The 26,783-nt window shown below is 41.4% G+C and carries 13 protein-coding genes and 1 pseudogene; 6 read left to right on the forward strand and 8 right to left on the reverse strand.

What is annotated here, in order from left to right:
* Positions 1-25: 25 nt before the first annotated feature.
* Positions 26-589 carry a DUF2085 domain-containing protein gene (locus V7K67_RS21865; RefSeq protein ID WP_334732863.1) on the forward strand — a complete coding sequence of 188 codons (564 nt, stop codon included), beginning with the start codon at positions 26-28 and terminating at the stop codon, positions 587-589.
* 382 nt (positions 590-971) lie between these two features.
* On the opposite strand, the gene V7K67_RS21870 is transcribed toward V7K67_RS21865, so the two are convergent.
* From V7K67_RS21870 to V7K67_RS21905, 8 genes and pseudogenes are all read right to left on the reverse strand, one after another.
* Complete coding sequence (locus tag V7K67_RS21870) at positions 972-2,249, reverse strand: glycosyltransferase (protein ID WP_334706317.1); 1,278 nt, start codon at positions 2,247-2,249, stop codon at positions 972-974.
* A 572-nt stretch (positions 2,250-2,821) separates the two neighbouring features.
* Positions 2,822-4,081: a glycosyltransferase gene (locus V7K67_RS21875; RefSeq protein WP_334732903.1), complete on the reverse strand. Its 1,260-nt coding sequence runs from the start codon at positions 4,079-4,081 to the stop codon at positions 2,822-2,824.
* A gap of 129 nt (positions 4,082-4,210) precedes the next feature.
* Complete coding sequence (locus tag V7K67_RS21880; protein WP_335168371.1) at positions 4,211-4,333, reverse strand: hypothetical protein; 123 nt, start codon at positions 4,331-4,333, stop codon at positions 4,211-4,213.
* Positions 4,334-4,345: 12 nt separating this feature from the next.
* On the reverse strand, positions 4,346-4,813 hold the full coding sequence (locus tag V7K67_RS21885) for a DUF2141 domain-containing protein (protein ID WP_334732865.1): 468 nt from the start codon (positions 4,811-4,813) through the stop codon (positions 4,346-4,348).
* A gap of 104 nt (positions 4,814-4,917) precedes the next feature.
* Positions 4,918-5,229, reverse strand: a pseudogene (locus tag V7K67_RS21890) (glycosyltransferase family 2 protein); the annotation flags it as partial.
* 195 nt (positions 5,230-5,424) lie between these two features.
* Positions 5,425-6,429: an NAD-dependent epimerase/dehydratase family protein gene (locus V7K67_RS21895; RefSeq protein WP_334732866.1), complete on the reverse strand. Its 1,005-nt coding sequence runs from the start codon at positions 6,427-6,429 to the stop codon at positions 5,425-5,427.
* A gap of 88 nt (positions 6,430-6,517) precedes the next feature.
* On the reverse strand, positions 6,518-7,696 hold the full coding sequence (gene devC, locus V7K67_RS21900; RefSeq protein ID WP_334732867.1) for an ABC transporter permease DevC: 1,179 nt from the start codon (positions 7,694-7,696) through the stop codon (positions 6,518-6,520).
* An 82-nt stretch (positions 7,697-7,778) separates the two neighbouring features.
* Positions 7,779-8,987 (reverse strand): ABC exporter membrane fusion protein, encoded by a 1,209-nt coding sequence (locus V7K67_RS21905; protein WP_334706311.1) that lies wholly within the window; start codon positions 8,985-8,987, stop codon positions 7,779-7,781.
* 1,788 nt (positions 8,988-10,775) lie between these two features.
* On the opposite strand from V7K67_RS21905, the gene V7K67_RS21910 reads away from it, so the two are divergent.
* The 5 genes from V7K67_RS21910 (at position 10,776) to V7K67_RS21930 (ending at position 26,750) form a co-directional block, all read left to right on the forward strand.
* Positions 10,776-16,235 carry a beta-ketoacyl synthase N-terminal-like domain-containing protein gene (locus V7K67_RS21910; RefSeq protein WP_335168374.1) on the forward strand — a complete coding sequence of 1,820 codons (5,460 nt, stop codon included), beginning with the start codon at positions 10,776-10,778 and terminating at the stop codon, positions 16,233-16,235.
* Between the two features lie 356 nt (positions 16,236-16,591).
* Positions 16,592-18,319, forward strand: coding sequence for an SDR family NAD(P)-dependent oxidoreductase (locus V7K67_RS21915; protein WP_335168376.1), 1,728 nt, complete (start codon positions 16,592-16,594; stop codon positions 18,317-18,319).
* Positions 18,320-18,623: 304 nt separating this feature from the next.
* Positions 18,624-23,375 carry a PfaB family protein gene (locus tag V7K67_RS21920; RefSeq protein WP_335168378.1) on the forward strand — a complete coding sequence of 1,584 codons (4,752 nt, stop codon included), beginning with the start codon at positions 18,624-18,626 and terminating at the stop codon, positions 23,373-23,375.
* Positions 23,376-23,556: 181 nt separating this feature from the next.
* A complete protein-coding gene (locus tag V7K67_RS21925) occupies positions 23,557-25,233 on the forward strand; it encodes a PfaD family polyunsaturated fatty acid/polyketide biosynthesis protein (protein WP_335168380.1) in 1,677 nt (558 codons plus the stop codon).
* Positions 25,234-25,235: 2 nt separating this feature from the next.
* The gene (locus tag V7K67_RS21930) at positions 25,236-26,750 is read left to right on the forward strand and encodes a thioester reductase domain-containing protein (RefSeq protein WP_334732872.1); all 1,515 of its coding nucleotides are present in this window, start codon (positions 25,236-25,238) and stop codon (positions 26,748-26,750) included.
* The last annotated feature ends 33 nt before the right edge of the window (positions 26,751-26,783 follow it).

Genomic DNA, 26,783 nt, shown 5'->3' on the forward strand with positions numbered 1-26,783 from the left:
GCGCAGAGGGCGCAGAGAAAGGGAGATGACAAGAGTAGCTTTTAGTGAAGAGTTGCAGGTTAATTGGGTCAGTTTGATTGCTGATTTCTTGTTGGTAGGGATGGTTTTTGGCCCGCCTATTGCTCCCTTTCTGGCTGCGTCTGGAGTGTTTTTGCTTCCTGGGATTGCGGACATCATTTATTTCATGGGTAATCATGTGTGTCCGCAACCAGATATGGGGTTTGATTTAGCACCACCGTTTATTATGGCTGTGTGTATGCGCTGCTATGGCACTGTCACGGGTTTGCTGATTACTCGTCTGCTGTATGGGCTAACCGGTGGTAAGGGATTTTACTGGTTAAGTCAGTATGGCTGGAGTGGTGCGGCTTTAGCTAGTGTGCTGATGATGGCTTATCCTTTGGAATTGGCAGCACAAGTTTTTGGTTTGTGGAGTTTTAATAACTATGTAGTTACGCCTTTTGGGTTAATTACAGGTTTGGCATGGGGATTGTTTACTATGCCTATTTTGCATGGGTGGCGAGGCAATACGGTTCGGTTAAGGTTTTTTGATGGAAATTGTAGAGTGCAAAGATTCAAGAAATTATTGTAGAGACGGCGATTCATCGCGTCTTTTGTCTTAACCGAACAGTATTGCCACAGGACTGTCTTAGCTGGATCAGCATTCATCTCACACTCCTAAAAGTGAGTGTGAGATGAATGCGAGTGAGGTGACGACTATCCCTTTTTGGATGTGTAAAGCACGGGAAAAAGGGATGTGGAGGAAACGAACAAATCTAAGTTAAAATTAATAAATAGGGGCGGTAGGGCATTCCGTCTCTTTAATAGAGCTACTCGCCTCCTAAGCAATAGCCGGATTGGGTGAGAAGCCTACACTGCACTGCTTGCAGTCCGTGTAGGAGTATGTCACTCAAAGTAACTAATTAGCGATCGCCAGTACTGTAAACACTAGCGATCGCTATGTTTGTTATAGTTTAGTGTCTTATACTGCCTGTACCTACCTCCACCTTCTGCGATCCTTCAACGATTTGGTAAAGTTTCTGTTCAAATTTCTGCATACATGCTGACCAATCAAAGTCAAGTATAGAGGGGCGAGCGTGTCTAGTCATATCTGCTTTCAAATCGGGATTTTCTAGAATCGCAATTACCTTTTGGGCAAAGTCTGTAGGATTGTTAGGTTGGGCAAGGAAGCCGTTACGACCAGGAAATACCTGTTCTGAGGTAGACGGTGCAACAACGGCAACCAGAGGGGTTCCAGACGCTAATGCTTCGTTATTTGTAGTGCAGAAGTTCTCGGTGACAGAGGGGTTGACAAAAATATCTGCTCTGGCAAACCAGCCCAAAAGTTCTGTACCATGAGACTCACCCCATATAGTAATACCCGATCCAAACTTTTTAGCACGTTGACGGATCTCTTCATCTAGCGGGCCACTACCAACAATTACCAGATGGACATCAGGAATTTTAGCAGCTATGACCGGAAAGATATCCAGCAATTGGTTGACATTCTTTTCAGGGGTGATGCGTCCAACAAACAAAAGAGTTGGTCGGTTATCATTCGGAATTGGATCGTAACAGATGTTTCGCGGGTGAAATTTTTCGCAATCGATGCCTTGATAAGCGACATATTCAGCGCGTTGGCATTTCAGTTCTTCGTATTTAGTGAGTTGTTCTTTAGAAGAGAAGTAATTGAAGTCATAAAACTCACTAAATTGCTTGACTAAAACGGGAACGATAGGACGAACCAAATTGAAGAAGCGATCCCCAAAGTAATATTTGATATACGCAACGATATCTGTATGGAAGAGTGATATTATTGGCGTGCCTGTTCGTTTTGCGTATTGGGTGCCAATCGGACGACCATAACCTTGTAAGAAAAATGAGTATAAACCTCTCATTTGTGCTGCTTCTTCAACCACGATAATATCAGGCTTGAATTTTTCCAGCAACTTGGTATCACTCCAATGCCGATGGTTCAACGGTTGAGGAAGAGACTTGTAGAATACTAGTGGTTCTGTAGGGAATGCGTAAGCAGAGAAGTTGGGGAAAGACTGAATTTCTTCTAAACCTGGCATGGGGCGATCGCCGACATTTTTGGGGTAGCGATCGTTGATTTGCGGGTGGATTAGAAAAACCTCATGTCCCTGTTCTAGCAACCAACGAACCCGTTGGTGAACTGCAACAGAAACTCCAGTCAAGAAAGGAGCATACAACCCTGTAAACAATGCAATGCGAAGTTTTTGCTTAGTCATAATAAAGGAGAATATTTCACAAAATTGCTGGTTTTGAACTTAGGATTTACGCAGCAAATGTTTTATGAGTATCCTGATTATTTGGCTCAAAATTCCCCACTAATACAGTTAGACTAAGGATTCACGCATTGTCAAATATCCGAAATTATCGATTTGAAGTGGATGTTTATCAACCTGGATTGAAACTATCAAAACATCCAAAATACTAAGTCAAAATTCCCCTTAATATATTTGTCTAAGCCCTTGCCATTAATGCAAATACATTTTGTTAATCAACAATAAGAAGCGTGTATTTCGACAAGGGTTATAGCTAATATAGTTCTACTAAATATAAGATAATATAATTTGAATACTAGGGAATGTTTAGTGTAAGAACTTTCACCCGGATTTCTCACCAATGCTCAAAGCCTGTGCTTGTGCAGGGGAGCAGGGGAGCAGGGGAGCAGAGGAGAGTTCAATGTGCCAAGTTCAATCCCCTCTGCCCCTCTGCCCCTCTGCCCCTCTGCCCCTCTGCATTTCAAACTTGTGAGAAATGCGGGTTTCATGCCCTAGTTCATATCTAGCGATTCAATTCAAAGAGAAACCTTGCTATTAATAGGTTGATCTAACCATTGATAAGGGCGATATTCCACTAGGCGGACATTCCAAGGCCCTTGAACTCGATAGCTGACACCGCGCCAAGTGACTGTTGATGTCCACAGGGTTGATAGCATTGCTAGCCCATAAACCCATTGTGTTAAGGGAATCCCAATTAACATTCTGATGATTGTAGCAGCTGATAATTTTGCGATCGCCTGGTCATTAGAGCGAACCACTCGCTGTATCTCTAATTCCAACACCAGCATTATCAAGAGTAATCCGACAGTGTAGACTCCATAGCAGACTAACAACAAAGCCGCAACTTCCCACTTTGCCTCTAACAACGACTCTAAAACTAAAATGATCAGTAAAGTCGGAAACAAAATGCTAGAAACAGCTTCACTAACAAGAGCTAACCAACGTGGGTGATATAGTCGAGAAAAAAGAATGAGGCGCTTGAGATAGTCTATTAAGTTGAATAAATCAGTCTCTTCACGATTTACAATCAGCAGCGAAGGCACAAACTTTACCTGAAAACCATGTTTTTTCAGAATATCGTGCATCATAAAATCTTCGCCTAAAGCTTGTCCCCACTTATCTAGGAGTTCTGTTTGGCGAAGTACTTCAGTTTTCACAGCCAAAGTTCCACCCCAAGGAATCTGGAAGATAAACATTTGCACTACTGTAGATACATTGCCGACATAGCGCACTAAAGAACCCCAATATCTACCTGTCGGTACATACCAACGATTACCTGTTGTGGCTCCCACTTTAGCATCGCCCAGAGGACTGACTAATTCTCGCAGCCAATTCACATGAACTATAGTATCAGCATCTACTAAGGCAACCACCTTATAGGAGTCGTCTAAGTCACGAACAGCTTGGACTAAAGAACTGCATTTGAGACTACAACTGTTGCGGACTATTCTCAAAGGGCTGATTTGAACATTAGTTGCTTCTTGCTCAGTAATAGTTTCACTAGCAATTTTCCAGGCGGGATCTTCGTGACTATCAACGATTAACTTTAAATCATACTGTGGATAGTTTTGATTTAGGAGCGATCGCAAACATCTAGGCAAAAACGGATCAGCACCACGTAGACAAAGAATCACTGCTGTTTTGGGCAACTGGTCATCTGGTAACAAGTTTTTTTTAGATGACCGCAGATACCATATAAAGACAAGCGTTAAACACACCTGAATAACCAGCCAACCCATCAAAGACTTAGACAGAAATATTGCCAAATCTTCCATTAAATTTTTAATCTCCGGTAGAATCTTGTCTTGCTTGGGCATTGGGCATGGGGCATGGGGCATTGGGCATTGGGCATTGGGCATTGGGCATGGGGCACTGGGTATGGGGCACTGGGTATTGGGCATTGGTTATTCCCCATCTCCCTCATCTCCCTCATCTCCCTCATCTCCCTCATCTCCCTCATCTCCCCCATCTCCCCCATCTCCCCCATCTCCCTCATCCCCCTCATCCCCCTCATCCCCATTCCCCACTCCCCAATCCCTTTACGAATCAAGCGAATATTTCATGATGATGTTGACTGTTGTATTTTTGTTTACAACAAAACTGGCATCACGAAACTTTGGTGTACCTGTTTGTATGGACACAGTTGGATTTTTAGAAATCCCAAAACCTTCTTTAGGAATACCGAAAAAGTCTTTATGGAGTTTGCGATCGCCATTTTGATCATCAAGTACGCTGACAGCATAAGTTCCAGGCTTCAAACCGGAAAATTCTTTTTTTACAGAAGTGCCAGTAATCTTAACGCAGCCACTTTGAGATCCACTAGAGTTACTCATCGGAAATCCTTTTTCATTTGCGTAAACTCTGAAGCAAATCTCGCCTTTTTTGTGATGTATTCCATTTACTACAACAGTTAGTGTCGCAGTTGGTTCTGCATTCACTGTTTTAGCAAAGCTGATGCTCACTAAAGCAGCAAGCAAAACATGAGATAATTGAGATAGTTTCAGCATAATTTTGTAGTCAGAATAGGTAATTTTGGAACTGAATAAAAAACTGCAAACCCCAGCTTTTATTTCTGAATTGATGCATTCAAAGTGTGGTTTGCTGTTTTTTAAATAAAATCTGTAACGTGTAAATCATCATAAGCTGCCCATTTAAAGTACTCACCTGAAGACAATTCAAAGACACGATTGAAGTTACGGGCGCAACCAATATTTGTATCATTGCGGTAGTAACAAATACGTTGGTCTTGCTCTGCATAAGCTCTACAAATTTCCTCAGTTTTATCTGTAGAAGCATTATCTGAAATAATTAACTCAAAATCTTCAAAAGTCTGAGCCAAGAGTGAATCTATGGCTTCTTTGATAAATCTTTCACCATTGTATACAGGTAATCCGATGCTCAATCGTGGCTGATTGCTACTCATAGAAAACAAGTATTCGGAAAATGGTGAATTATTTTATGCTTAATTACAACTAACTGTTAGGTAGATGCAACGTAAGAGTTCAGAATTCAGAAGTCAGAATAATGTGTGGTGTCTAGATCCTCGACTTCTTAAAGAAGTCGGGGATCTAAATTTTTACGTCATTACAATCCAACAATGATTTAAAAAATCTGTGAACTATTTCACCAAGCTTTGAATATCTGTTTTTTGCAGCCATTCATGTGTTAGCTGCATTCCTGATTCTAAGTCAATTTTTGGTTTATAATTTAACAGACTTTGGGCTTTGACAATAGAACAAGCATAAGGACGAGTCATAAAATCTATAGACTCTGGTAAAATATCAACTTTTTTCCGAAAAAGTTTTTGCCCTTGAACACGTAGCTTGAGAAACAACTTAATTTCATCCTTCGGTAATGAAAGGGGTGCTTGTAACCCTTCCATTGCTGCTAAACGCATAAAATACTCTTTCCACGAAGTTTCTTGTCCGTCGGTGATATTAAATATTTCACCGTAGGTTTCTTTTTCTATCGCCAGAAAGATGCCATCAATCAGGTTATCTATATATACATGATTGATCACTCCTTTACCATCATTGGCACAGGCAAATAACTTTTGACGCATCATCAGAATTGGTCTGACTATCCAGGGGATACTTCCTGGGCCGTAAACATCTCCGGCTCTAATAATAATGATGCCAAAATCTGAGGGATTATTTAGTTCTAAGACTGCTGTTTCAGCTTCTATTTTCGTTTGACAGTAGGGATTATTTTCGCCAGATAGTGGCCCGGATTCTGTAACACCATTAGGATAGTTGAAACCGTAAACCATTATACTGGATAGATGCACAAATGTTTTGACGCCAGCCTGTTTCGCGGCTTTAGCCATGTTGACAGTAGCCCCAACATTGACATCACGAAAATGGCTAATTGCACCAGCTTCTTCGGCAATTTGATCTGTATGTAAAACGACATTTACTCCCTGACAAGCCTTTTGAGCAATAGCAGAGTCGGTGATGCTACCAATAATTGTTTCAACACCTAAATCCTGTAATTGTTTGTTCTTTTCTGTAGAACTTTGTAATCCACGAACCTTCATTCCCTGCGCTATTGCTAACTCTGCTGTACGCAAACCGACAAATTCATCAATTGCAGTAATTAGAAGAGTTTTGTTGTTGAGGTTCATATATTAGTGGGTATGCCAATTTTGGATTTTGGATTAAAATAAAAGCCTAGTAAGCTGTGGAGAAAGTTTACTTGTATTCTTGTCTTTTTTAGAAGATATCTCCCGGATCTGCGGAGCGGAGTTTGTTGATAGCAAGCGCCCCAGAAGTTATACACATCAAAACTGTTGAAGTTAAGACAAGCATTGCATTGTTATTAGTCATCATTATGGGTAGCTTAGTTGCATCTGCTGCAAAACTATACAACAAGACAGAAGTAATAAATCCTGGAATATAACCTAAAATTGCCAAAATTAAAGCTTGCTGAAATACCACATTCAGCAAATATCTATTGGCGTATCCTATGGCTTTTAAAGTTGCATAAGCAACGAATTGTGTAGCAATGTTGCTGTAAAGAATTTGATAAACAATTACTACACCAACAACCGCAGCCATTGTCAACATCAAGTTAAGAATAAAACCAATGGGTGTTCTAACAGCCCAATATTTTTTCTCAAAATCAATGAAGCCTTGACGTGTAAAAACTTGGACATCATTAGGCAAAGTTGCTTGCAAATTTTTTAGTACTGTTTGTGCATTAGTACCAGGTTTGAGGGAAATCAAACCGATATCTATCATATCTGCCGGACGAGTATTGGGATTTATCCTCAAAAAAGTTGAGTCACTGACGAGTAAATTTCCGTCTACCCCAAAGGAAGGCCCTAAGCTGAATAAGCCACCAATTCTCACTTTATAGCCAATTAATGAATTGAAAGGAAATATTTCAATTGTCTGTGCAGTATCTCCTGCATTAAATTTTTCAGCTATTGGGCCAAACTCTGGACGAGAACTCCGGTCAAAAAGCACGACATCGGGAATTTTGAGTTTATCTAAATTTTTCTCGACTTCTGGAATATTCATCACAGGTCTACCTGGATCGAAACCAATAACGTATATTGAATATTTCTCACCAGTTGCCGGATTTTTGAGTTTAGCAAATTGCAAATACATCGGGCTAACTGACTCTACGCCATCAAACCCTAGAGATTGGTATAAACGAGTCCGCGAAAAGCTTTGATTTGAGGTCAAAGATTTATATTGCGAACTAACTAAAAATAAATCTCCCTTGAGATTCTGATGTACTGCGGTTGCGCTAGAATAGAGAGCGTCTTGAAAACCAAGTTGCACAAACATGAGTAGCACAATAAAACCAATCCCGGCTACAGCTACTAGTAAACGAACTTTTTGCTGGGCTAGCTGTAGCCATGCTAAAGGAATTTTGAAAATCATGGATTTATTTGTTAGTTGTTATTTGTCATTGGTCATTGGTCATTGGTCATTTGTGAATGACTAATAACTAATGCCTAATAGACTAAATATGAATGGCAACATCCACTTGTAAGTTGGTTAAACGAGCTACCTTTTCACTATCTGCGGCATTATCGATGGAGATTTTGACCTCAATTATTCTGCGGTCTGTATCTGAACCAGGGTTAAGGCTGAAGATGCTTTGCTTATCAACTTGCCAACCAATCTCTTTGACAGTTCCTTTTAATGTTCCAGTAAATGCAGTGCTGGTAATGGTGGCTTTTTGTCCTACACGCACTTTTTGAACATCGGTTTGATACACCTCTGCAATCACATACATTTGAGATGTCTTACCTATCTCAGCAAATCCTCTGCTGGTGCTGATGACTTCTCCAGTTTTGGCGTGAATCTTCAAAATTTTGCCATTGATGGGAGATTTGATGTAACTTAAATCCAAGTCAGCTTTTGCTTGTTGCACAGAAGTTGTTGCACTGTTGACTTCGGTTTGTGCGACTTGAACATCTACCCCACGCACTTCGCTTATACTCTTGAGTTGCGCTTTTGCTTGCTTGAGTTGTTCTTGGAATGTGTCTTGAGTCCGCTTGAGGGTGGCTTGCGCTTCTGTTAGCTGCTGTTGTGTAGTCTTTAGTTGCAAAGCTTTGGTGTCTGCTATAGAAGCTGCGATCGCACCTTGTTTATATAATTGCTGATAGCGATTATTCTCAGCTTGGGCGTTGTCTACTTCCGCCTGGATGCGGTCGATTGTCGCTTGTTGTGTCGCAACATCCCCTTTATATTGTGGCTCTAACCGGGCAATTACAGCCTTTTGAGCATCGACATCTCCGGTTTTACCTCCAGATTTCACCTGCGCTAGTTTAGCTTTGGCAACTTGCAGTTGGTCTAAAGCCTGTTGTAAAGCTGTTCTAGAACGACCATAATTTTCGAGATAGGCCAATAGTTGCCCTGCTTTAACCATATCTCCTTCTTTCACCAACAGTCTGTCTACTCGTACCCCATTATTAGAAGTAGGAGCAGTCAAAGTAGTAACTTCGCCTTCTGGCTCTAAACGTCCCAAGGCTGTCACAGCAACTTTTGCAGGTGTGGCAGCTTTGGGAGGAAACGCTTGCGATGTCACAACTTTGGGTTTAGACCAATAGGGTGCCAAACTATAGAAAGCGATTAATCCAGCCGCTAAAGTGAGAGAAGCTGCTAAAATTAGTTGCGATCGGCCTACGGGTTTTGTGAATAATCGACTTTCTTTATTTACTGCCATATTTTCATTCCAATTCTGCTTTTTTAGGAGATAACCTGGTTATATTTAGTCGATTACAATAGACTCATCCGCAAATTACCAAGAGGCTTTTCCTCTAGGTTTTCTACCTTAATCAAGTGGATGAATCTAAATTGGTTTTATATGATTTTTGTACGCTTTTACCGCCCAAACTTACTATTGTGGCGTGGAAATTAATGGCGTGTTACTTCAAAGCTTCCTAAGTTATATCCTAATTTGATATCTAGTCCAGTAGCGTAAAATACAATCGCGCTAGCCAGAAAACTTAACTCTCAAAAACAACGAAGCGCTAATAAAAATGAACTCAAAGGTGGGATAAACTTGCTATTAAGCATGGCGTAAAAATTGAGATTTGTCAACCAATTAAATTCGCATAAGTCCTGATTCTCTCACTAAAATATTTCATCATCGTCAGATTAGAGACTGAAGAATTTACTCATTACTAATCTCTTGTCTAGCAATTGAATACCAACCAATAGTTAGCTATTAAGCAGATTTGATATTACTAACAGATTATTATTAACAAGGTTGTGTACTATAAGACATTCTTATAGTGATTCGTAGTAGAGGTAATTTATGAATTGCCTCTACTTGAGCTATGAACACTATTGATTGCGGAGCGCGTAGATGTAAGCTCTGAGCCTTGTTTCCAGTTAACTTTTTACTGAAGACTCATTTCACTCATATTATGTTTAATAAGGAACATACTAAAAATTAACATTTGCTTTATAAATAACCGCTTTACTTATTGACTTGACTTATATTTAAAAATGACCAAAAACTTTAGTTCAATTATCATGTTTCTCTGAGAAAAAATACTTATGGTTATTCAATTTATCTATGTATTCATTGAATTGTTACTTACTAAACAACAGATTTGTACTGTTAATTTAATCAAGAGAATATTTATGTCTAACCCGTAGACAAGAAAATCTCTGATACATTTCTATAGTTATAAATTATACTTTTAGTGCTGAATTTTATTCAAAGTTTACATCAGTAAGAGTATCGGGTTATTTATAAAATAAATTTAAAGTAATGATTTAGTTTCTGTAAAGTGTGTTATTGTTTTTATTAATTCAATGCCTTAAAGTAGTTAGACAAACTAGTTATTTAATTGAGATTTTTAAATTAAAAATAACTAAAGATAACTGCTTTGTCATCACCTTGCGATCGTTTAATTACTTTTTCAACTCGGATTAAAGGTGGTGTCTTTTCTGTAACGAACTTGTCAACTTTACTGGGTCAAATACCATAAAATATGTTATCCCGGACGTTGAAACTAGCTATGACATTCATCAAGATACAGAACGTTGTCATTAACACCAGCTATATTGTTGTGGTTAGGCTAGATAATCCAACGGTTTCGGGTGAAAAAACGTTTCTGTTCTCTTAGCTACTCCTCAGTTTTCATCGCTCCATTAGGATACCATTGCTCAAAACATTTTAGATTTTGGATTTTGGATTTTTTTGGTTCGTCCTGCACTCATTGTAGGTGAAACAAATCTAAAAGACACTTTAAGACTCACTAACACAAATCTAAAATCCAAAATTGATTGGCCCAATATTAAGCGTCTAGCGTTGTATAACATTTTTCCGCGATCGCTACCAAAATCGCCTTCTAAGGCTTTATGAGGGCAGTATGTATCGTGTGGTGTCGATTTGGAGGCAGATAGGATAGCTAGCTGCTAACAAGACGAGAGATTTTCATTATTTAGTAGGCAACAGAAATTACTGTAGCTACACAATCCACAGTACTAACTATGCCCTATGTCTGCTTATTCAATTGATACTGCCTTAGCGGAGTTAGAGAGCCTTGTCAATAATTGTGAACAGGCTGTGATGAGGTCTATTGAGGAAAAAAAGATGAAGTCAGATAAGCCAAATAAATCAGTGTCAATCAACAAAATTAACAGACAATTACAACACAATCCTATCGCCATAGTTGGGATGGCTTCTCTATTACCTAAAGCTAGAAATTTACGAGAATACTGGCAAAATATAGTAAACAAAATTGACTGTATTACTGATGTTCCTTCCACACATTGGAGCGTGGAAGATTATTACGATCCAAATCCCAGAACTACTGAAGATAAAACCTATTGTAAAAGAGGTGGGTTTCTTCCAGAGGTTGATTTCAACCCGATGGAATTCGGCATTCCACCCAGTATTTTGGAAGTCACAGATGTATCGCAACTATTAAGTTTAGTGGTTGCGAAAGAGGCGATGGAAGATGCCGGTTATGGCGAAAAACGTGAGTTTAGCCGCGAGACTGTTGGTGTAATCTTAGGCGTGGCTATGGCCAAGCAATTAGGAATGCCACTTTCTGCCAGATTGGAATATCCGATTTGGGAAAAAGCACTCAAAAGCAGTGGTTTATCTGATGAAGATACGCAAAAAATCGTTGAAAAAATCAAAAGTGCTTATGTGAAATGGGATGAGAATGCTTTCCCAGGAATGTTAGCTAACGTAGTCGCGGGTAGAATTGCCAATCGCCTCAATTTTGGCGGAATGAATTGTGTAGTTGATGCCGCTTGTGCTAGTTCCTTTGGTGCTTTAAAAATGGCCATTAGTGAGCTAGTTGAGCATCGTTCTGACATGATGCTAACTGGTGGTGTTGATACCGACAACACCATCATGGCTTATATCTCGTTCAGCAAAACACCGGCGGTTTCTCCCAGTGAAAATGTCAAACCTTTCGATGCTAAATCCGATGGGATGATGCTCGGTGAAGGTATTGGGATGATTGTCCTCAAACGGTTAGAAGATGCTGAACGGGACAGCGATAAAATCTATGCCGTAATTAAAGGTATTGGTACTTCCAGCGATGGACGCTACAAGAGCATTTATGCTCCCCGCAAAGAAGGCCAAGTTAAAGCCTTAGAACGTGCTTATGAAGATGCCGGCTTTTCTCCCGCTACTGTTGGTTTGATGGAAGCACATGGTACCGGTACAATGGCTGGAGATCCGACAGAATTCGGTTCTTTAAAAGACTTTTTTGATGTGCATGATGACAAAAAGCAGCACATCGCTTTGGGTAGTGTGAAATCACAAATCGGACACACAAAAGCGGCTGCGGGTGCAGCAAGTTTGATTAAAACTGCTTTGGCTTTACATCACAAAGTATTACCGCCCACAATTAACATCACTGAGCCAAACCCCAAACTCAACATTAAAAATTCATCCTTTTATTTGAATACTGAAACCAGACCTTGGATTCGGGCAGAAGGGGAAGCACCAAGACGTGCGGGTGTGAGTTCTTTCGGCTTTGGTGGTACCAACTATCACGTCGTTTTGGAAGAATATGAAGCCGACCAAAACCACGCTTACCGCTTACATAGTGGTGCTAGTGAAGTGCTGTTGTTTGCTCCCACAGTAGAGCAATTGTTGAGCAAATCTGAAGAGATTTTAGGTAATTTGCGTTCACCAGAGGCACCTACACATTATGCACAATTAGTCAAGGAATGCAAGTCGCCACAGATTCCCCTCTCTGCTCCCCGATTTGGGTTTGTCGCTGAGAATCTCGAAGAAGCTTGCAAGTTGCTGCAAACTAGCATTGACTGGTTGAAACTCAAAGGGTCAGCAGCATCTTGGGAACATCCCCAAGGGATTTATTACCGCGCCTCTGGTATGGAGTTGGGCGGAAAAGTTGTCTCTCTATTTTCTGGTCAAGGTTCGCAATACCTGGAGATGGGCCGCGAACTGGTGATGAATTTCCCTTTGATGGGCCGTCTTCATGGCTATATGGATAGCCTCTTGCTCAAAGATAATTTGCAGCCATTGTCAGAAATCGTTTTTCCTCATCCTGTGTTTGGAGAGGCAGAAAAAAATGTCCAAATTGCTGCCTTACAACGCACAGAATATGCTCAACCAGCCATCGGGGTGTTGAGTGCAGGGATGTACAGCATCCTGCAACAAGCTGGGTTTAAGTCAGATTTTGTGGCAGGACATAGCTTTGGCGAACTCACAGCGCTATGGGCTGCGGGGGTTTTGAGTACCGAAGATTACTTGTTCCTAGTGAAAGCTAGGGGTCAAGCAATGGCTGCACCCGAAGATCCAGATCATGATGCGGGTAGTATGCTGGCTGTCAAAGAAGACATCAGCAAAGTGGAAGCCGTGCTGAGACATTTTCCCCAAGTTGCGATCGCTAATCAAAATTCTCCCACTCAATTTGTCTTGGCTGGGCCTACCGCAGAAATAGCCAGAGTCAGAGAAGCTTTACACGAGAAAGGATATACAGCTGTATTGTTACCTGTCTCAGCAGCGTTCCATACACCGCTAATTGCCTTTGCTCAGAAATCCTTTGCGATCGCGACTAAGTCTGTCAAATTCCAAACTCCCAAAATCCCTGTTTACAGCAACGTTACCAGTAAGCAGTATCCCAAGGAAGCCCAAGGTATTCAAAAAATCCTGGAGACGCACCTTTCTAATTCAGTGCTGTTTAAACAAGAAATTGAAAATATCTATGCGGCGGGTGGTACTTGCTTTGTGGAATTTGGGCCGAGGAGAATTCTGAGCAACTTGGTGAAAGAGATCCTTGGCGATCGCCCACATATTACCGTATCTTTGAACCCCAGTACTCAAAAGAATAGCGATCGCTCTTTGCGGGAAGCGGTTGTGCAGTTGCGGGTAATTGGTTTGACTTTGAATAACCTCGATCCTTACCAACTTCCCCAAACTATACCCCCAATTGAGACGAAGAAGACATTAAATGTCCGTCTAAACGGCATCAACTACAGATCCGAAAAAACGAAAAATGCCTTCGCTCTAGCTTTGCAGGATGGACACAAAGTCACATTACCAACCCCCGAATATTCTGAAACTGCGGCTCCTTTGTTTAGCAACCCAGGTGTGACTCCACCTTTAGCAGTGATAGAGACTAACGGACATAAAAAACTTACCCCAGTAATGAACGGTGTGACTGCTAATATCATCACCCAGCCAGAGCAACAGATGAATCCTGTTACCCTGTCACAACCAGCCCAGGAATCTAAGATGCAACCAACACCAGAAAAACTTACCAATTACCAACAACTTTTAGCAAGTTTAGAATACCTCCTGACACAGTTTCAGGAAAATCAAGCCGAGAATTTACAAGTTCACGGAACTTATCTCAACCATCAAATGGAATACGCCAAGGCATTTTTCCAACTGATGCAGCAGCAGAATTCCTTGTTGAGTGAAAGTAAATCAACAGCCGAAACTGCCAAAATGAAGCTCGTTGTCATGGAAAGCTTAGAGCGCAGCATGATGCAGTTTCATTCCCAACAAGGTGAAACTCTACGCATCCATGAGCAGTATCTTCAAGAGCAGTTGGAATATACTAAAAACTTTTTCCAACTCATACAGCAAGAGTATTCTCAAATTATCTCAGGTGAGGGAGTAACTCAACTAACAGAGAAACTCAGCAATTTCACTCCCTTCACCACAGAAACAACTGTTACTGATGCACCAGTACCGCCCAATACTAAGATAGTAGAAAGCCTGCCTTTGCCTGTAACTGAGCCTGTAGCTAAAAATGGCTTAAATGTTACCCAAGTACCTCTGGCGGCTGCTGTAGAGCCTGTAGTTGAAACTTCCTACTCCCCGGAACAGACGCGATCAATCGCGTCTCTACTGCCCACTCCCCACTTTGCCACTGTTGAGACAGTAGAGCCACCTGTCCCAGTAGTAGAACCTCAAACCGAGGTTGTAGTCAAAATTAGCTCACCTCCAGCCAACGAAATTGTTGCATTCATCCCAGAAGCACCGCCTACAACTGCTACACCTGTATCTGGCGCAACCATCGATATTGTTGACTTGGATAAAAACCTCTTAGCCATCACTAGCGATAAGACCGGCTACCCAGTCGAAATGCTGGAAATGGACATGGACATGGAGGCGGATTTAGGGATTGACTCTATCAAACGGGTAGAAATCTTAGGGGCGCTACAAGAGATGTACCCCAGCCTACCCAAACCCAATTTAGAAGAACTGTCAGAAAAACGCACCATCGGTCAAGTTGTCGAGTATCTGCAATCCCACGCTTCCAAAAGTGTTTCTGTCGAAATTGCAATTCACGAAGTACAGCAAGTAACCGAGATTCCAGTAGAGACTGCACCGGAAGTAAGCGTAGTTGTCGCCTTCACCCCAGAACCAGAAACTGCAACAACTGAGCCAGCCCGGTCTTGTTCCTCCAACAAAGAGGGACTGGCGAACCCGGAGGGTGATGAATTTGCAAACTTAGGTGAAACCCTGTTAGCCATCACCAGTGATAAAACTGGCTATCCAGTGGAGATGCTGGAACTGGAAATGGACATGGAGGCTGATTTAGGGATTGACTCAATTAAACGGGTAGAAATCTTAGGGGCGATGCAAGAAACGTATCCCAACTTACCCAAACCAAATATCGAAGAACTTGGAGAACTCCGCACCATTGGTCAAATAGTTGATTACCTACAGCAGTTGGCTGGAGGTGAAAAAAAAAAGTCTGAGCCTGAGTTTGTCCAACAGCAGCCACCGGAATTAGAGCATAGTATCCAGCGCCATCTCGTCAAACTCAAAAGCCTACCACAGCCAGATTATTTGGATTTCACGTTACCAGAGGGACACATCGGTTTAATCACCGATGATGGTTCCCTCACCACTTATAAATTAACTGAATCCCTAATCGAGAAAGGCTGGAAAGTAGTAGTTATCAGCTTCCCCCAATCGCTCATCGCCCAACAAGCGCCCTTACCCACAGGAGTAACCCGCGTCACCTTAGCAAACTTGAGTGAAGAACATCTCCAACAACAATTGCAAGCGATCGCATCTCATTGCGGAGCGATTGGGGCTTTCATCCATCTACATCCGATGTTTGTAGCCAATCACACCGGAAGTATTTCTTATAACGAATCAGAAAAGGCGATCGTCAAGCACGTATTTTTGATGGCGAAACACCTCAAACCCTCCCTCAACGAAGCCGCAAAGCATGGACGTACTTGCTTCTGCACAGTTGCTCATCTTGATGGCGCCTTCGGTTTAGAGTACAAAGTCAACTTCGGTGCGATCGGCGCTGGTTTATTCGGATTAACCAAAACCCTGAGATGGGAATGGCCAAAGGTATTTACTCGTGCGATCGACTTAAGTCCGAGACTTGATGCTAAACAGTCAGTACAAAACATCATCGCCGAACTTCACGACCCCAACCTTTATATCAGTGAAGTTGGCTACGGCTCACAAGGACGAGTTACCATTATTGCCGATTAATTAGTCCTTTGATATAGCAGTCTTATTTGAGTTGTGAAAATTCCTGTTTTTAACGAACCGCGAAGGCGCGAAGGGCGCGAAGAAAAGAAATAAACAGAGAATTTCACAAATTTTTTAGGACTGCTATTAGTATGCTTTTTAATTCGTTCCTTCCTACTACAAGAATATTGCTTATTTCTCTTACTTGGCGACGGCAGTCGCTCATGGGGGAAACCCCCAGACGCTCGCGGACTCGCTAACGCTGCGCTATCGCCCTTGGCGTCTCCCCTTGGGAGAAGACCGCGCTGCCTCTCCTTTGCGCCCTTTGCGGTTCGTATATCAAAAAACCCAATTTATGTAGGTATTCACGAGGATTTATGACACAAACAGCCCAACTTAGTCCATCATCTGTCTTTGTCGTCAGCGGCGGTGCAAAAGGGATTACGGCTGAGTGTACTATCAGATTAGCCCAACAGCAACCCTGCAAATTCATCCTCCTCGGTCGCTCCGAACTATTAGAAATCGAGCCAGATTATGCTCAAAATTCCGATGAATCCGCATTGAAAAAATGCATCATGGAAAATCTTCTTTCTCAAGGAGAGAAGCCCACACCCATGAATGTGCAAAAAATATATAACAAAATTACCTCTAGCCGTGAAATTAAAAAGACCCTAGCAGCAATTGAAAAAACCGGAGCTAAAGCAGAATATATCAGCGTCGATGTTACAGATACACAAGCTTTACAAGAAAAAATTGCCACTGCTGTGCAACATCTTGGGCCAATTACCGGAATCATCCACGGCGCGGGAAACTTAGCTGATAAGTTAATTGAAAAGAAAACAGGAGAGGATTTTGAAAAGGTTTACACCGCCAAAGTTCAGGGATTAGAAAATCTATTAACTTGCGTTAACCCTAATCAACTTCAGCATTTAGTTTTGTTTTCTTCCGTAACAGGCTTTTACGGAAATCCTGGACAATCTGATTATGCGATCGCAAATGAAATTCTGAACAAATCAGCCCATATATTTAAGCAAAGTTATCCCTCATGTCATGTAGTCGCTATCAACTGGGGCGCTTGGGACAGTGGGATGGTGACAGCAGAATTAAAGAAGATTTTTCAAGAGCGAAAAATCGATATAATTCCCATTGCAGTTGGGGCACAAATGCTTGTGAAAGAAATGGATAATGCCAATTATGCAACCTCACAAGTTGTTATTGGTAGTCCACTTGTTCCACTGGCGGCGGAGTTAGATTCAGAACTAAAAACTTATCGTATTCGTCGCCAAATGACATTAGAGGCTAACCCATTTTTACACGATCATACTATTGCTGGTTATCCAGTTTTACCAGCAACTTGTGCAATGACGTGGATTATCAATGCTTCTGAACAATTATATCCTGGCTATCGGTTGTTCAATTACCAAGATTTCAAAGTTTTAAAGGGGATTACTTTTAATGAGACATTAGCGAAGGAACATATTTTAGAAATAGAAGAAATTTCTAAAGTTAATCTTGAAAGAATCGAACTTCAAGCCAAAATTTCGAGTAAAAACCCAGAAGGTAGAATCCATTTTCATTTTAGCGCTCAACTCAATCTCCAGCGAGAAATCCCAGTTGCACCAACTTATGAATCTCTCAATCTCGAATCAGATAATATCATGACTGCGACAGGAAAAGCTTTTTACCAAAATGGTGGGGCTACATTATTTCACGGCCCCGGTTTTCAGGAAGTTAAGAGAGTTTTAAACATCAGCCCTGAAAAAATCACTACAGAATGTCTTTGGCCAGAACTGGGCGCACAGCAACAAGGACAATTCCCTGTCCAATGGGTGAATCCTTATACAACTGACTTGAGTATGCACGCCTTATGGATTTGGACACAACACTTTCATGAAGAAGGTTGTTTACCTGGAAAAGTGGAAAAGTTTGAACAGTTTGAAGCCATACCACATAACGAAACATTTTACGTTTCTTGTGAAGTACTCGCTAAGACACCAAGTAGTGCGATCGCAAACTTCATCATACATGACCGTCAAGGTAAAATCTATTCACGAATGCTCGGTGCCCATGCCATTATTTGGTCAATGAAAATGCTTAGAAGCTAGTAATCGGTTGTTGAAAGTTTGTAGTCAGGACTTTAGTTTTTATTTTATAAGTACAGCTTTGCGTAAAGTCGTGGCGAATTGAGGGTTTAAATTTAAACGCAAAGGTTCGCAAAGGGAAACGCAAAGGAGCGCAGAGATTTCGCTAGAAATCTTGTACTAAGCAATAAAGTCTTTACTGCAAACCATCAAAACTATTAGTAATCTTAGGATTGCTATAACTTGCCACTTCAAAGTTTGGGGAACAGCGTAAATCCTGCCTTTTAATTATCTCTTGCTAAATACCCAAACTCGGAGCATATAAATCGTGGAAAAAATAGCCATCATCGCATTATCATGCCTATTCCCCGATGCAAAGAATCCTGAAGAATATTGGCAAAATATCGTTAATCAAAAAGATTCGACATCCTCTGCAACTGTCGAAGAAATCGGAGTAGATCCGACAATATTTCACAATCCAGTTAAAGGTACACCAGACAAAACCTATTCTCTCAAAGGCGGTTACATCCGCAACTTCCAGTTTAATCCATCTGAATACAATCTACCATCAGAATTTGTTGCTGGTTTAGATAACACCTTCAAATGGTCATTGTATGCGGCTAAACAAGCAGTTGTAAACAGTGGTTATTGGGGTAATCAAAATGTCCTGGCAAAATGTGGCGTAATTTTAGGTAATTTGTCATTCCCGACAAAATTATCTAATCAATTATTCTCTCCAATTTACCAGCAAGCTATTACCCCTGCCGTCAGAGAACTTTTGCAGGATGAAGACTTTGATTTAGCTGCTCTTCCAGGTGCAACTAAAGCGTCTTTATACAATGCGATGATATCTGGTTTACCAGCATCTATCGTTGCTCAAGCTCTATCTCTATCTCAGATTAATTTATGTCTGGATGCTGCTTGTTCATCATCATTTTATGCGATTAAACTAGCATCTCATTACTTATGGTCACACAAAGCTGATGTCATGTTAGCTGGAGCCATCAGTTGTGCAGATTCCCTATTCGTGCGGATGTTATTTTCCGGTGTTCAAGGGTATGCAGAAAACGGCATCAGCCGCCCCTTAGATAAGTCATCTAGAGGATTAATTCCCGCCGATGGTGTTGGGATGGTGATGCTGAAGAGATATTCTGATGCCGTTAAAGATGGTGATAATATTCTCGCCACTATCTGCGGTAATGGACTCTCGAATGATGGCAAAGGTAAGCATTTATTGAGTCCGAATCCTAAAGGACAAATTCTAGCTTTTGAACGAGCCTATAATGAGGCGAAATTTAGTCCCAAAACCATCGATTATTTAGAGTGTCATGCCACTGGCACATTGCTGGGAGATACAACCGAATTCAACTCCATAGAAACATTTTTTGGTCAAAATCAAGCTGCGCCTCTGGTGGGTTCTGCTAAGGCAAACACAGGTCACTTGCTAACTGCTGCTGGCATGGTTGGCTTGACTAAAGTGATTTTGAGTATGTCTCATGGTGTAATTCCAGCAACCATGAACGTTTCTGATCCTTTAACGTCAGAAAAAAGTACAATTTCCGCCGAAAAAATTGTTAGAACGGCTACGGTATGGCCTAATAATAATGCACCAATTAAACGGGCGGCTATCAGTGCTTTTGGTTTTGGCGGCACTAATTCTCATCTGATTTTAGAACAAGGAAATACAACAGAATCAGTTGAATCAACTCCGCCTGTTCCACCTAGTAAAATTGCTATCATCGGCATGGATGCCTTTTTCGGTAACTGTAATGGCTTAGATGCTTTTGAACGCAGTATTTATGATGGTACACAACATTTTACTTCTCTACCGCCTCAAAGATGGCATGGTATAGAAAATCAAGAAAATGTCCTGAAAGAGTACGGTTTAGCAGATGGTAAAGCACCAGTAGGGGCATATATCAAAGATTTTGAAATCGATACTTTATCGTGCAAAATCCCACCAAATGAAATAGAGAAGTTAAACCCACAACAATTGTTGCTCCTGAAGGTTAGCGATCGCGCCCTAAAAGATGCGAAACTACAGGAAGGCGGCAATGTAGCGGTTATAGTCGCCGCCGAGACAGAATTCTCTGTACATCAGCTACAGCAAAGATGGAATCTCTCTTGGCAGGTTAAGGATGGCTTACTCAATCAAGGAATTTCTCTACCTGCTGAACAGCTTGCCCAACTGGAAACCATTGTCAAAGATAGCATTCACCAACCTGTAGAAATCGGCGAATATGTGAGTCACATCGCCAACATCATGGCCAGCCGGATTTCTGCTTTGTGGAATTTCACTGGCCCTGCATTCACCGTCAGCGCTGGCGAAAATTCTGCCCTCAAAGCTTTGGAAGTTGCCCAAATGCTACTCGCTACGGGAGAAGTAGACGCGGTGGTTGTGGGTGCGGTAGATTTAGCCGGTGGTGTGGAAAATGTCTTATTCCGCAGCCAATTTGCACCAATTAATACAGGTGTCAACACGTTGGGTTTTGACCAACAAGCCAATGGTTGGACGGTTGGCGAAGGTGCGGGTGCTGTCGTCCTCAAGCGCTACGAAGCTGCTAAAGAAAATAATGAACGCATCTATGCAGTAATTGATGCTATGAGTTTCGCACAAGGTAATTCTACTTTGAGTGACGCTCTGGTAAAATCTGATGCTTCAGCTATCAGCAACGTCTGCAAACAAGCCTTCCAGATGGCAGATATTCAACCCACAGAGGTTAACTATGTGGAAGTCTTCGGTAGTGGCGTTCCCCAGGAGGATGAAGCCGAAATCACAGGTTTACTCCAAGCTTATCCGAAAGTGGGCAATGGTCTGCACTGTGCATTGGGCAGCATCAAAGCCAATATCGGCCACACCTATACAGCATCGGGAATTGCTAGCTTAATCAAAACCGCTCTCTGTCTTTATTACAGGTATATTCCCGCCACACCTAAATGGTCTGGTGTCAAAATACCGCAAGTATGGGAAGGTAGTCCTTTCTATGTGGCGATGGAATCAAGACCTTGGTTTGTCGATAAAGGCGGCACACGCAGAATAGCAGCAATTAATAGTATGGGTATAGATGGCAGTTACGCCCATTTAATCTTATCGGAGGAACCCAGCCAAGAGGAGCGCGACAACAGATATTTGCAGCAAATGCCTTTTCATCTGTTTCCGATAGCAGTTAGCGATCGCACCACCATCCCCGATCTTCTCAACAATCTCCAAAATACCATAGAAGCGAGTTCTTCTTTATCAGCTACCGCCAGTCAAACATTCGCTACCTTTGAACAGCATTCTAATCCGAAATACGTCTTATCAATTACAGGACGTAACACAAAAGATTTACTCAAGGAAATTGAATCTGCCCGCAAAGGTGTAAACAATGCTTTTGAAAATGGCACAGATTGGCAAACACCACTAGGCAGCTATTTCACAGCGAAACCATTGGGCAAAACTGGAGCAGTTGCTTATGTTTACCCCGCAGCAGTCAATTCTTATATCGGCATTGGTCGCAGTGTCTTCCGTTTATTTCCGAAAGTCTTCGAGGATTTAAAAAGTAACAATCTCTACAATCGGGCTGCCGATGTTGAAAAGCTAGTTTATCCCAGAAGTTTACCTAAATTGACAACCAGGCAACTAGAAACACTCGAAAAGCAATTGTTAGATGATTCACTGGCAATGTTTGAAAGTGAAATCGCCTTTGCTAGATATATGACAGCAATTTTCCGAGATGATTTTCAAGTCAAGCCGCAATCTGTATTTGGGTATAGTTTGGGTGAAACTAGTATGATGGTTGCCCAAGGGGTTTGGAGTGATTTTGAGGGTGGAAGTAACACCTTAAACTCATCCCCTCTATTTGGCGATAAGTTATCTGGGCCAAAAAATGCTGTGCGTGAATATTGGGGATTAAGCGATTCGCCAAACAACAATCTTTGGAATACCTATGTTCTCATGGCTACACCATCTCAAGTTAGAGAATGCCTGAAACATGAGAAGCGCGTCTACTTAACTCAAATTAATACACCAGAAGAAGTATTAATTGCTGGTGAAGATGCCGCCTGTAAGCGAGTGATTGAAACTCTAGGCTGCAACGCTTTCCCCGCTCCCTTCGACCATGTGATACATTGTGAAGCGATGCGATCGCAGTACGAGGAAATCAAGAAGGTAAACACCTTACCATCTCAAAACCTCCCTGGTATTGTGTTTTATTCTGCCGCCGATTATCAACCAATTACACTTGATAGTAACACTATCGCGCACAACATCGCCAAAGGATTATGTCAAGAACTTGATTTTCCGCAATTAGTTAATCGTGTCTACGGCGATGGTGTCAAAATATTTCTAGAAGCCGGTGCAGGTAATGTCTGTTCACGATGGATTGATAAAATTCTCGGCAACCAAGAACATATTACAGTCTCTCTAAATCGTAGAGGGATGGATGACCATGCTGCAATGGTCAAAGCATTAGCAAAACTACTCAGTCATCAGGTGAAGGTGGATTTATCACCGTTGTATAGCAAAGTCCAAGAAACTGCTAATTCAAATAAAGCAACATTGAGAACAGTTACTTTGGGTGGAAAAGCAATTACTGCTACAATTTTGACCGACGGAAATCGCCAGATTGTTAAAGATTTTGTTGGAGATATTAGGAGTGAACGCTTCAAAATACAGCATCCAGATATACCTAACATCCAACAATCTGAAATCACAGATTCTCTTAACACTTCCAACCCAATAACCTCAGAAGAAAATTACCTCCCTAACATATTGCCTCAGCCAGAAGAAGTAAAAGCGAAAAATATCATTGATAACGTTTTTGAACTGAGAGAACAATTACAATCTTCTGAGTCAAGCGCAATTGGGCAGCAAAACCTTCTTCATTCACCACCTGTCATCACTAAAAAAATTAGTAGCATCATCAGCATGTTCGATTTAAATAAGACACAGTATCAAAAGCTCAATGCTAATAATTCAAAGATAACTAAAGCACATACTGCCTTCTTGCAAGCTAGACAAGATTACAGTCAACAGATGAGCGAAATCATTCAATTGCAACTAGCTTGCGCCCAAAACTTGCTTAACGACGAATCTTAATATCTCATACCAATTCTCTCTCAACTTTCTCTTCCTTTGCGCTCTTTGCGTCCTTCGCGGTTCGTTTAAAAATTATTACGTGCATCTTCCTAGAGAATTGGTATGAAAATCTAGACTCCTATAAAGAGTCTACACCCTTCAACTTTATCATCCATTGCTTGTAATCCGAGGGATAACTGCCGTGACAACCGTAGATACGGTACTAAGTAAACATGATAATGGCCTTAACTTCTCCGCCTGGTCTTATAACAAAAACCAGGTTTGGAAAGGTTCTTTAGAAACTGTATCTTTCGAGAAACAAACCATCAAAGACAAATTGATGGTGTTAAATAAACCCTGCTACATCGTGAAAGTTGCCGGAAAAATCGGTGTCACGAATGAGGGGTATTTATCCCCAGGTGATAATGGCACAACAGCACAAGTAGAACTGTTAACATTTGCAGCCCCAATCCGTATTCAACAGTTTGGAGATCCCAATTTTCTCTCCTCTCATGGAGTGAAATATGCCTACGTTACCGGCGCAATGGCTGGCGGAATTGCTTCTGAAGAAATGGTCATTGTACTCGGAAAAGAGCAAATTTTGAGTTCCTTTGGTGCAGGTGGTTTAACCCCAGAACGTTTGGAAGCATCCATAAATCGCATTCAACAAGCTTTACCTCAAGGGCCTTATGCATTTAATTTAATTCACAGCCCGAATGAACCTGCGATTGAACGCCGGGCTGTGGATTTATACCTCAAATATCAAGTAAGAACAGTAGAAGCCTCTGCATTTCTCGACTTAACCCCCAACATTGTTTATTACCGCGTTGCTGGATTGGGGTTGAATAGCGCCAATCAAATTGAAATCAAAAATAAAGTCATCGCCAAAATTTCTCGCCGAGAAGTTGCGACTAAATTTCTGCAACCAGCACCAGCGAAAATTCTCAAAGAACTTCTTGAACAAGGATTAATTACTGAGTTACAAGCAACTCTTGCAGCCAAAGTTCCGATGGCTGATGATATTACTGTCGAAGCTGATTCTGGAGGTCATACAGATAACCGTCCCCTGGTTTGTTTGTTACCTTCTATTATTGCCTTGCGCGATGAAATTCAAGCACAATATCATTACCAAACACCCATTAGAATCGGAGTAGCGGGGGGAATTGGGACACCACAATCAGCATTAGCAGCCTTTATGATGGGTGCTGCTTATGTAATGACTGGTTCCATTAATCAGTCATGCGTTGAATCTGGGGCTTGTGAACATACCAAAAAGTTATTAGCCCAAGCAGAAATGGCTGATATGATTATGGCCCCAGCAGCAGATATGTTTGAAATGGGTGTCAAATTACAAGTTCTCAAACGGGGTACAATGTTCCCCATGCGAGCGCAGAAATTATTTGAACTCTATCGCGCTTATGATTCCATTGAAAGCATCCCCCTTGCAGAAAGAGAGAAATTAGAAAAACAAGTTTTTCGCAAAACTATTGCTGAAGTATGGGAAGGAACTGCGGCTTATTTATCCCAAAAGAATCCTGAGAAACTTGGGAAAGCAGTCAATAATCCTAAACTGAAAATGGCGTTGATTTTTCGCTGGTATCTAGGATTATCTTCTCGTTGGTCTAGTTCTGGTGAAAAAGGCAGAGAAGTCGATTATCAAATTTGGTGTGGCCCGGCAATGGGCGGTTTCAATGACTGGGTACGCGGTTCATACCTGTCTGAACCAAATAATCGTGGTGTAGTTGATGTTGCTAATCAAATTATGACTGGTGCAGCCTTTTTGTATCGTGTCCAAAATTTGAAAATTCAAGGGCTGCAAACTTCCGATTATTACAGTCAATATCACCCTGTTCGTTCTACATCATTGTTGGAGATTTAAAAATGACTATAAAACAGTCTTTCACAGCAGACGATATTCAAATATTTTTGGTATCTAACTTAGCTAAGTTGCTAGGAGTTGCAACTGATGAAATAGATGTCAAAGAACATTTAGAAAACTATGGGTTGGATTCGGCCCAAGCAATGATTCTAGTCAGTAACTTAGAAAAGTTGCTCGGATTTCAACCATCTCCGTTGCTACTGTGGCATTACCCAAATATTGAAGCTCTTTCACAGCGTTTAGCTGAAGAAGTGCAAGAAGGTTCACCGATTCAAGATACAAAGGTGACAGCTTCTAATGCTAACACTGCACCCGCTGTTCTAGATTTAGGTGCTGAGGCTGTTCTTGACCCCACCATCCATCCTGGTGCTGCATCTAATGTAGTTATAGGTGAACCCAAAAACATCTTTTTAACTGGAGGAACAGGCTTTTTAGGAGCTTTCATCATCCGGGAATTGCTACAAGAAACTAATGCGGATATCTATTGCTTAGTGCGTGCTGCTAATGCTGAAGAAGGCAAAAGCAAACTCCAAAAAAATCTACAGCAGTATGCAATCTGGCAAGAAGAATTTAACTCCAGAATTATTCCGATTGTCGGCGATTTATCTCAGCCATTGTTAGGTATTGGTTCGGAACAGTTTCAAATTTTAGCTGCCAATATTGATACCATCTATCATAGTGCTGCTTTGTTGAATTATGTTTTCCCATACTCAGCACTGAAGGCAGCCAATGTTTTAGGCACTCAAGAAGTTTTGAGATTGGCTTGTCAAATTAAAGTCAAGCCTGTACATTACGTTTCTAGTGTGGCTGTTTTTGAATCCACAGCTTATGCTGGCAAGGTTGTCAAAGAACAGGATGAATTCAATCATTGGGAAGGGATTTATCTTGGTTACTCTCAAACTAAATGGGTAGCTGAAAAGTTAGTCAAAATTGCCCGTAACCGGGGACTTCCTGTAACTATCCACAGACCACCACTGATTTCCGGTGATAGCAAAACAGGCATTTGTAACACACATGACTTTATTAATTTGATGACCAAGGGCTGTCTACAAATGGGATATTTCCCTGATGTAGATTATATGTTGGATATGTCACCTGTAGACTATGTAAGTAAAGCGATCGTTTATCTATCACGGCAAAAAGAATCTATAGGTAAGGCTTTCAATTTACAACATCCCCAACCTGCTGCTTTGAAAATGCTCGTTGAGTGGATACGCTCTTTTGGTTATTCAGTTGAGATGATTCCTTATGAAAAATGGCAATCAGAGTTAATCAATAATGTCTCTTCTGTGGACAATCCTTTGTATACTCTGCGACCATTTTTACTAGAGCGTTGGTCTGATGAACAACTAACTATTCCTGATTTGTACTTACAAGCTAGAAGACCTCATATTAGCTGCCAAGACACTCTTCATGCACTAGCAGGTAGTTCTATTGCTTGTCCCCCAATTGACTCTCAATTGTTTATGACTTATACCGCCTACTTGATTCAAAGCGGCTTCTTAAATATCGCTTAGTAATTCACAACTTGCGTAGGATGTGTTAGGAAC

This window comes from Nostoc sp. (assembly GCF_036917155.1).
Classification (GTDB): Bacteria; Cyanobacteriota; Cyanobacteriia; order Cyanobacteriales; family Nostocaceae; genus Nostoc.

Coding starts and splice junctions, on each gene's coding strand:
- devC (WP_334732867.1), bottom strand. CDS start 7,696: ATGATTTTCAAAATTCCTTTAGCATGGCTACAGCTAGCCCAGCAAAAA.
- V7K67_RS21875 (WP_334732903.1), bottom strand. CDS start 4,081: ATGGAAGATTTGGCAATATTTCTGTCTAAGTCTTTGATGGGTTGGCTG.
- V7K67_RS21905 (WP_334706311.1), bottom strand. CDS start 8,987: ATGGCAGTAAATAAAGAAAGTCGATTATTCACAAAACCCGTAGGCCGA.
- V7K67_RS21870 (WP_334706317.1), bottom strand. CDS start 2,249: ATGACTAAGCAAAAACTTCGCATTGCATTGTTTACAGGGTTGTATGCT.
- V7K67_RS21865 (WP_334732863.1), top strand. CDS start 26: ATGACAAGAGTAGCTTTTAGTGAAGAGTTGCAGGTTAATTGGGTCAGT.
- V7K67_RS21930 (WP_334732872.1), top strand. CDS start 25,236: ATGACTATAAAACAGTCTTTCACAGCAGACGATATTCAAATATTTTTG.
- V7K67_RS21915 (WP_335168376.1), top strand. CDS start 16,592: ATGACACAAACAGCCCAACTTAGTCCATCATCTGTCTTTGTCGTCAGC.
- V7K67_RS21885 (WP_334732865.1), bottom strand. CDS start 4,813: ATGCTGAAACTATCTCAATTATCTCATGTTTTGCTTGCTGCTTTAGTG.
- V7K67_RS21895 (WP_334732866.1), bottom strand. CDS start 6,429: ATGAACCTCAACAACAAAACTCTTCTAATTACTGCAATTGATGAATTT.
- V7K67_RS21910 (WP_335168374.1), top strand. CDS start 10,776: ATGTCTGCTTATTCAATTGATACTGCCTTAGCGGAGTTAGAGAGCCTT.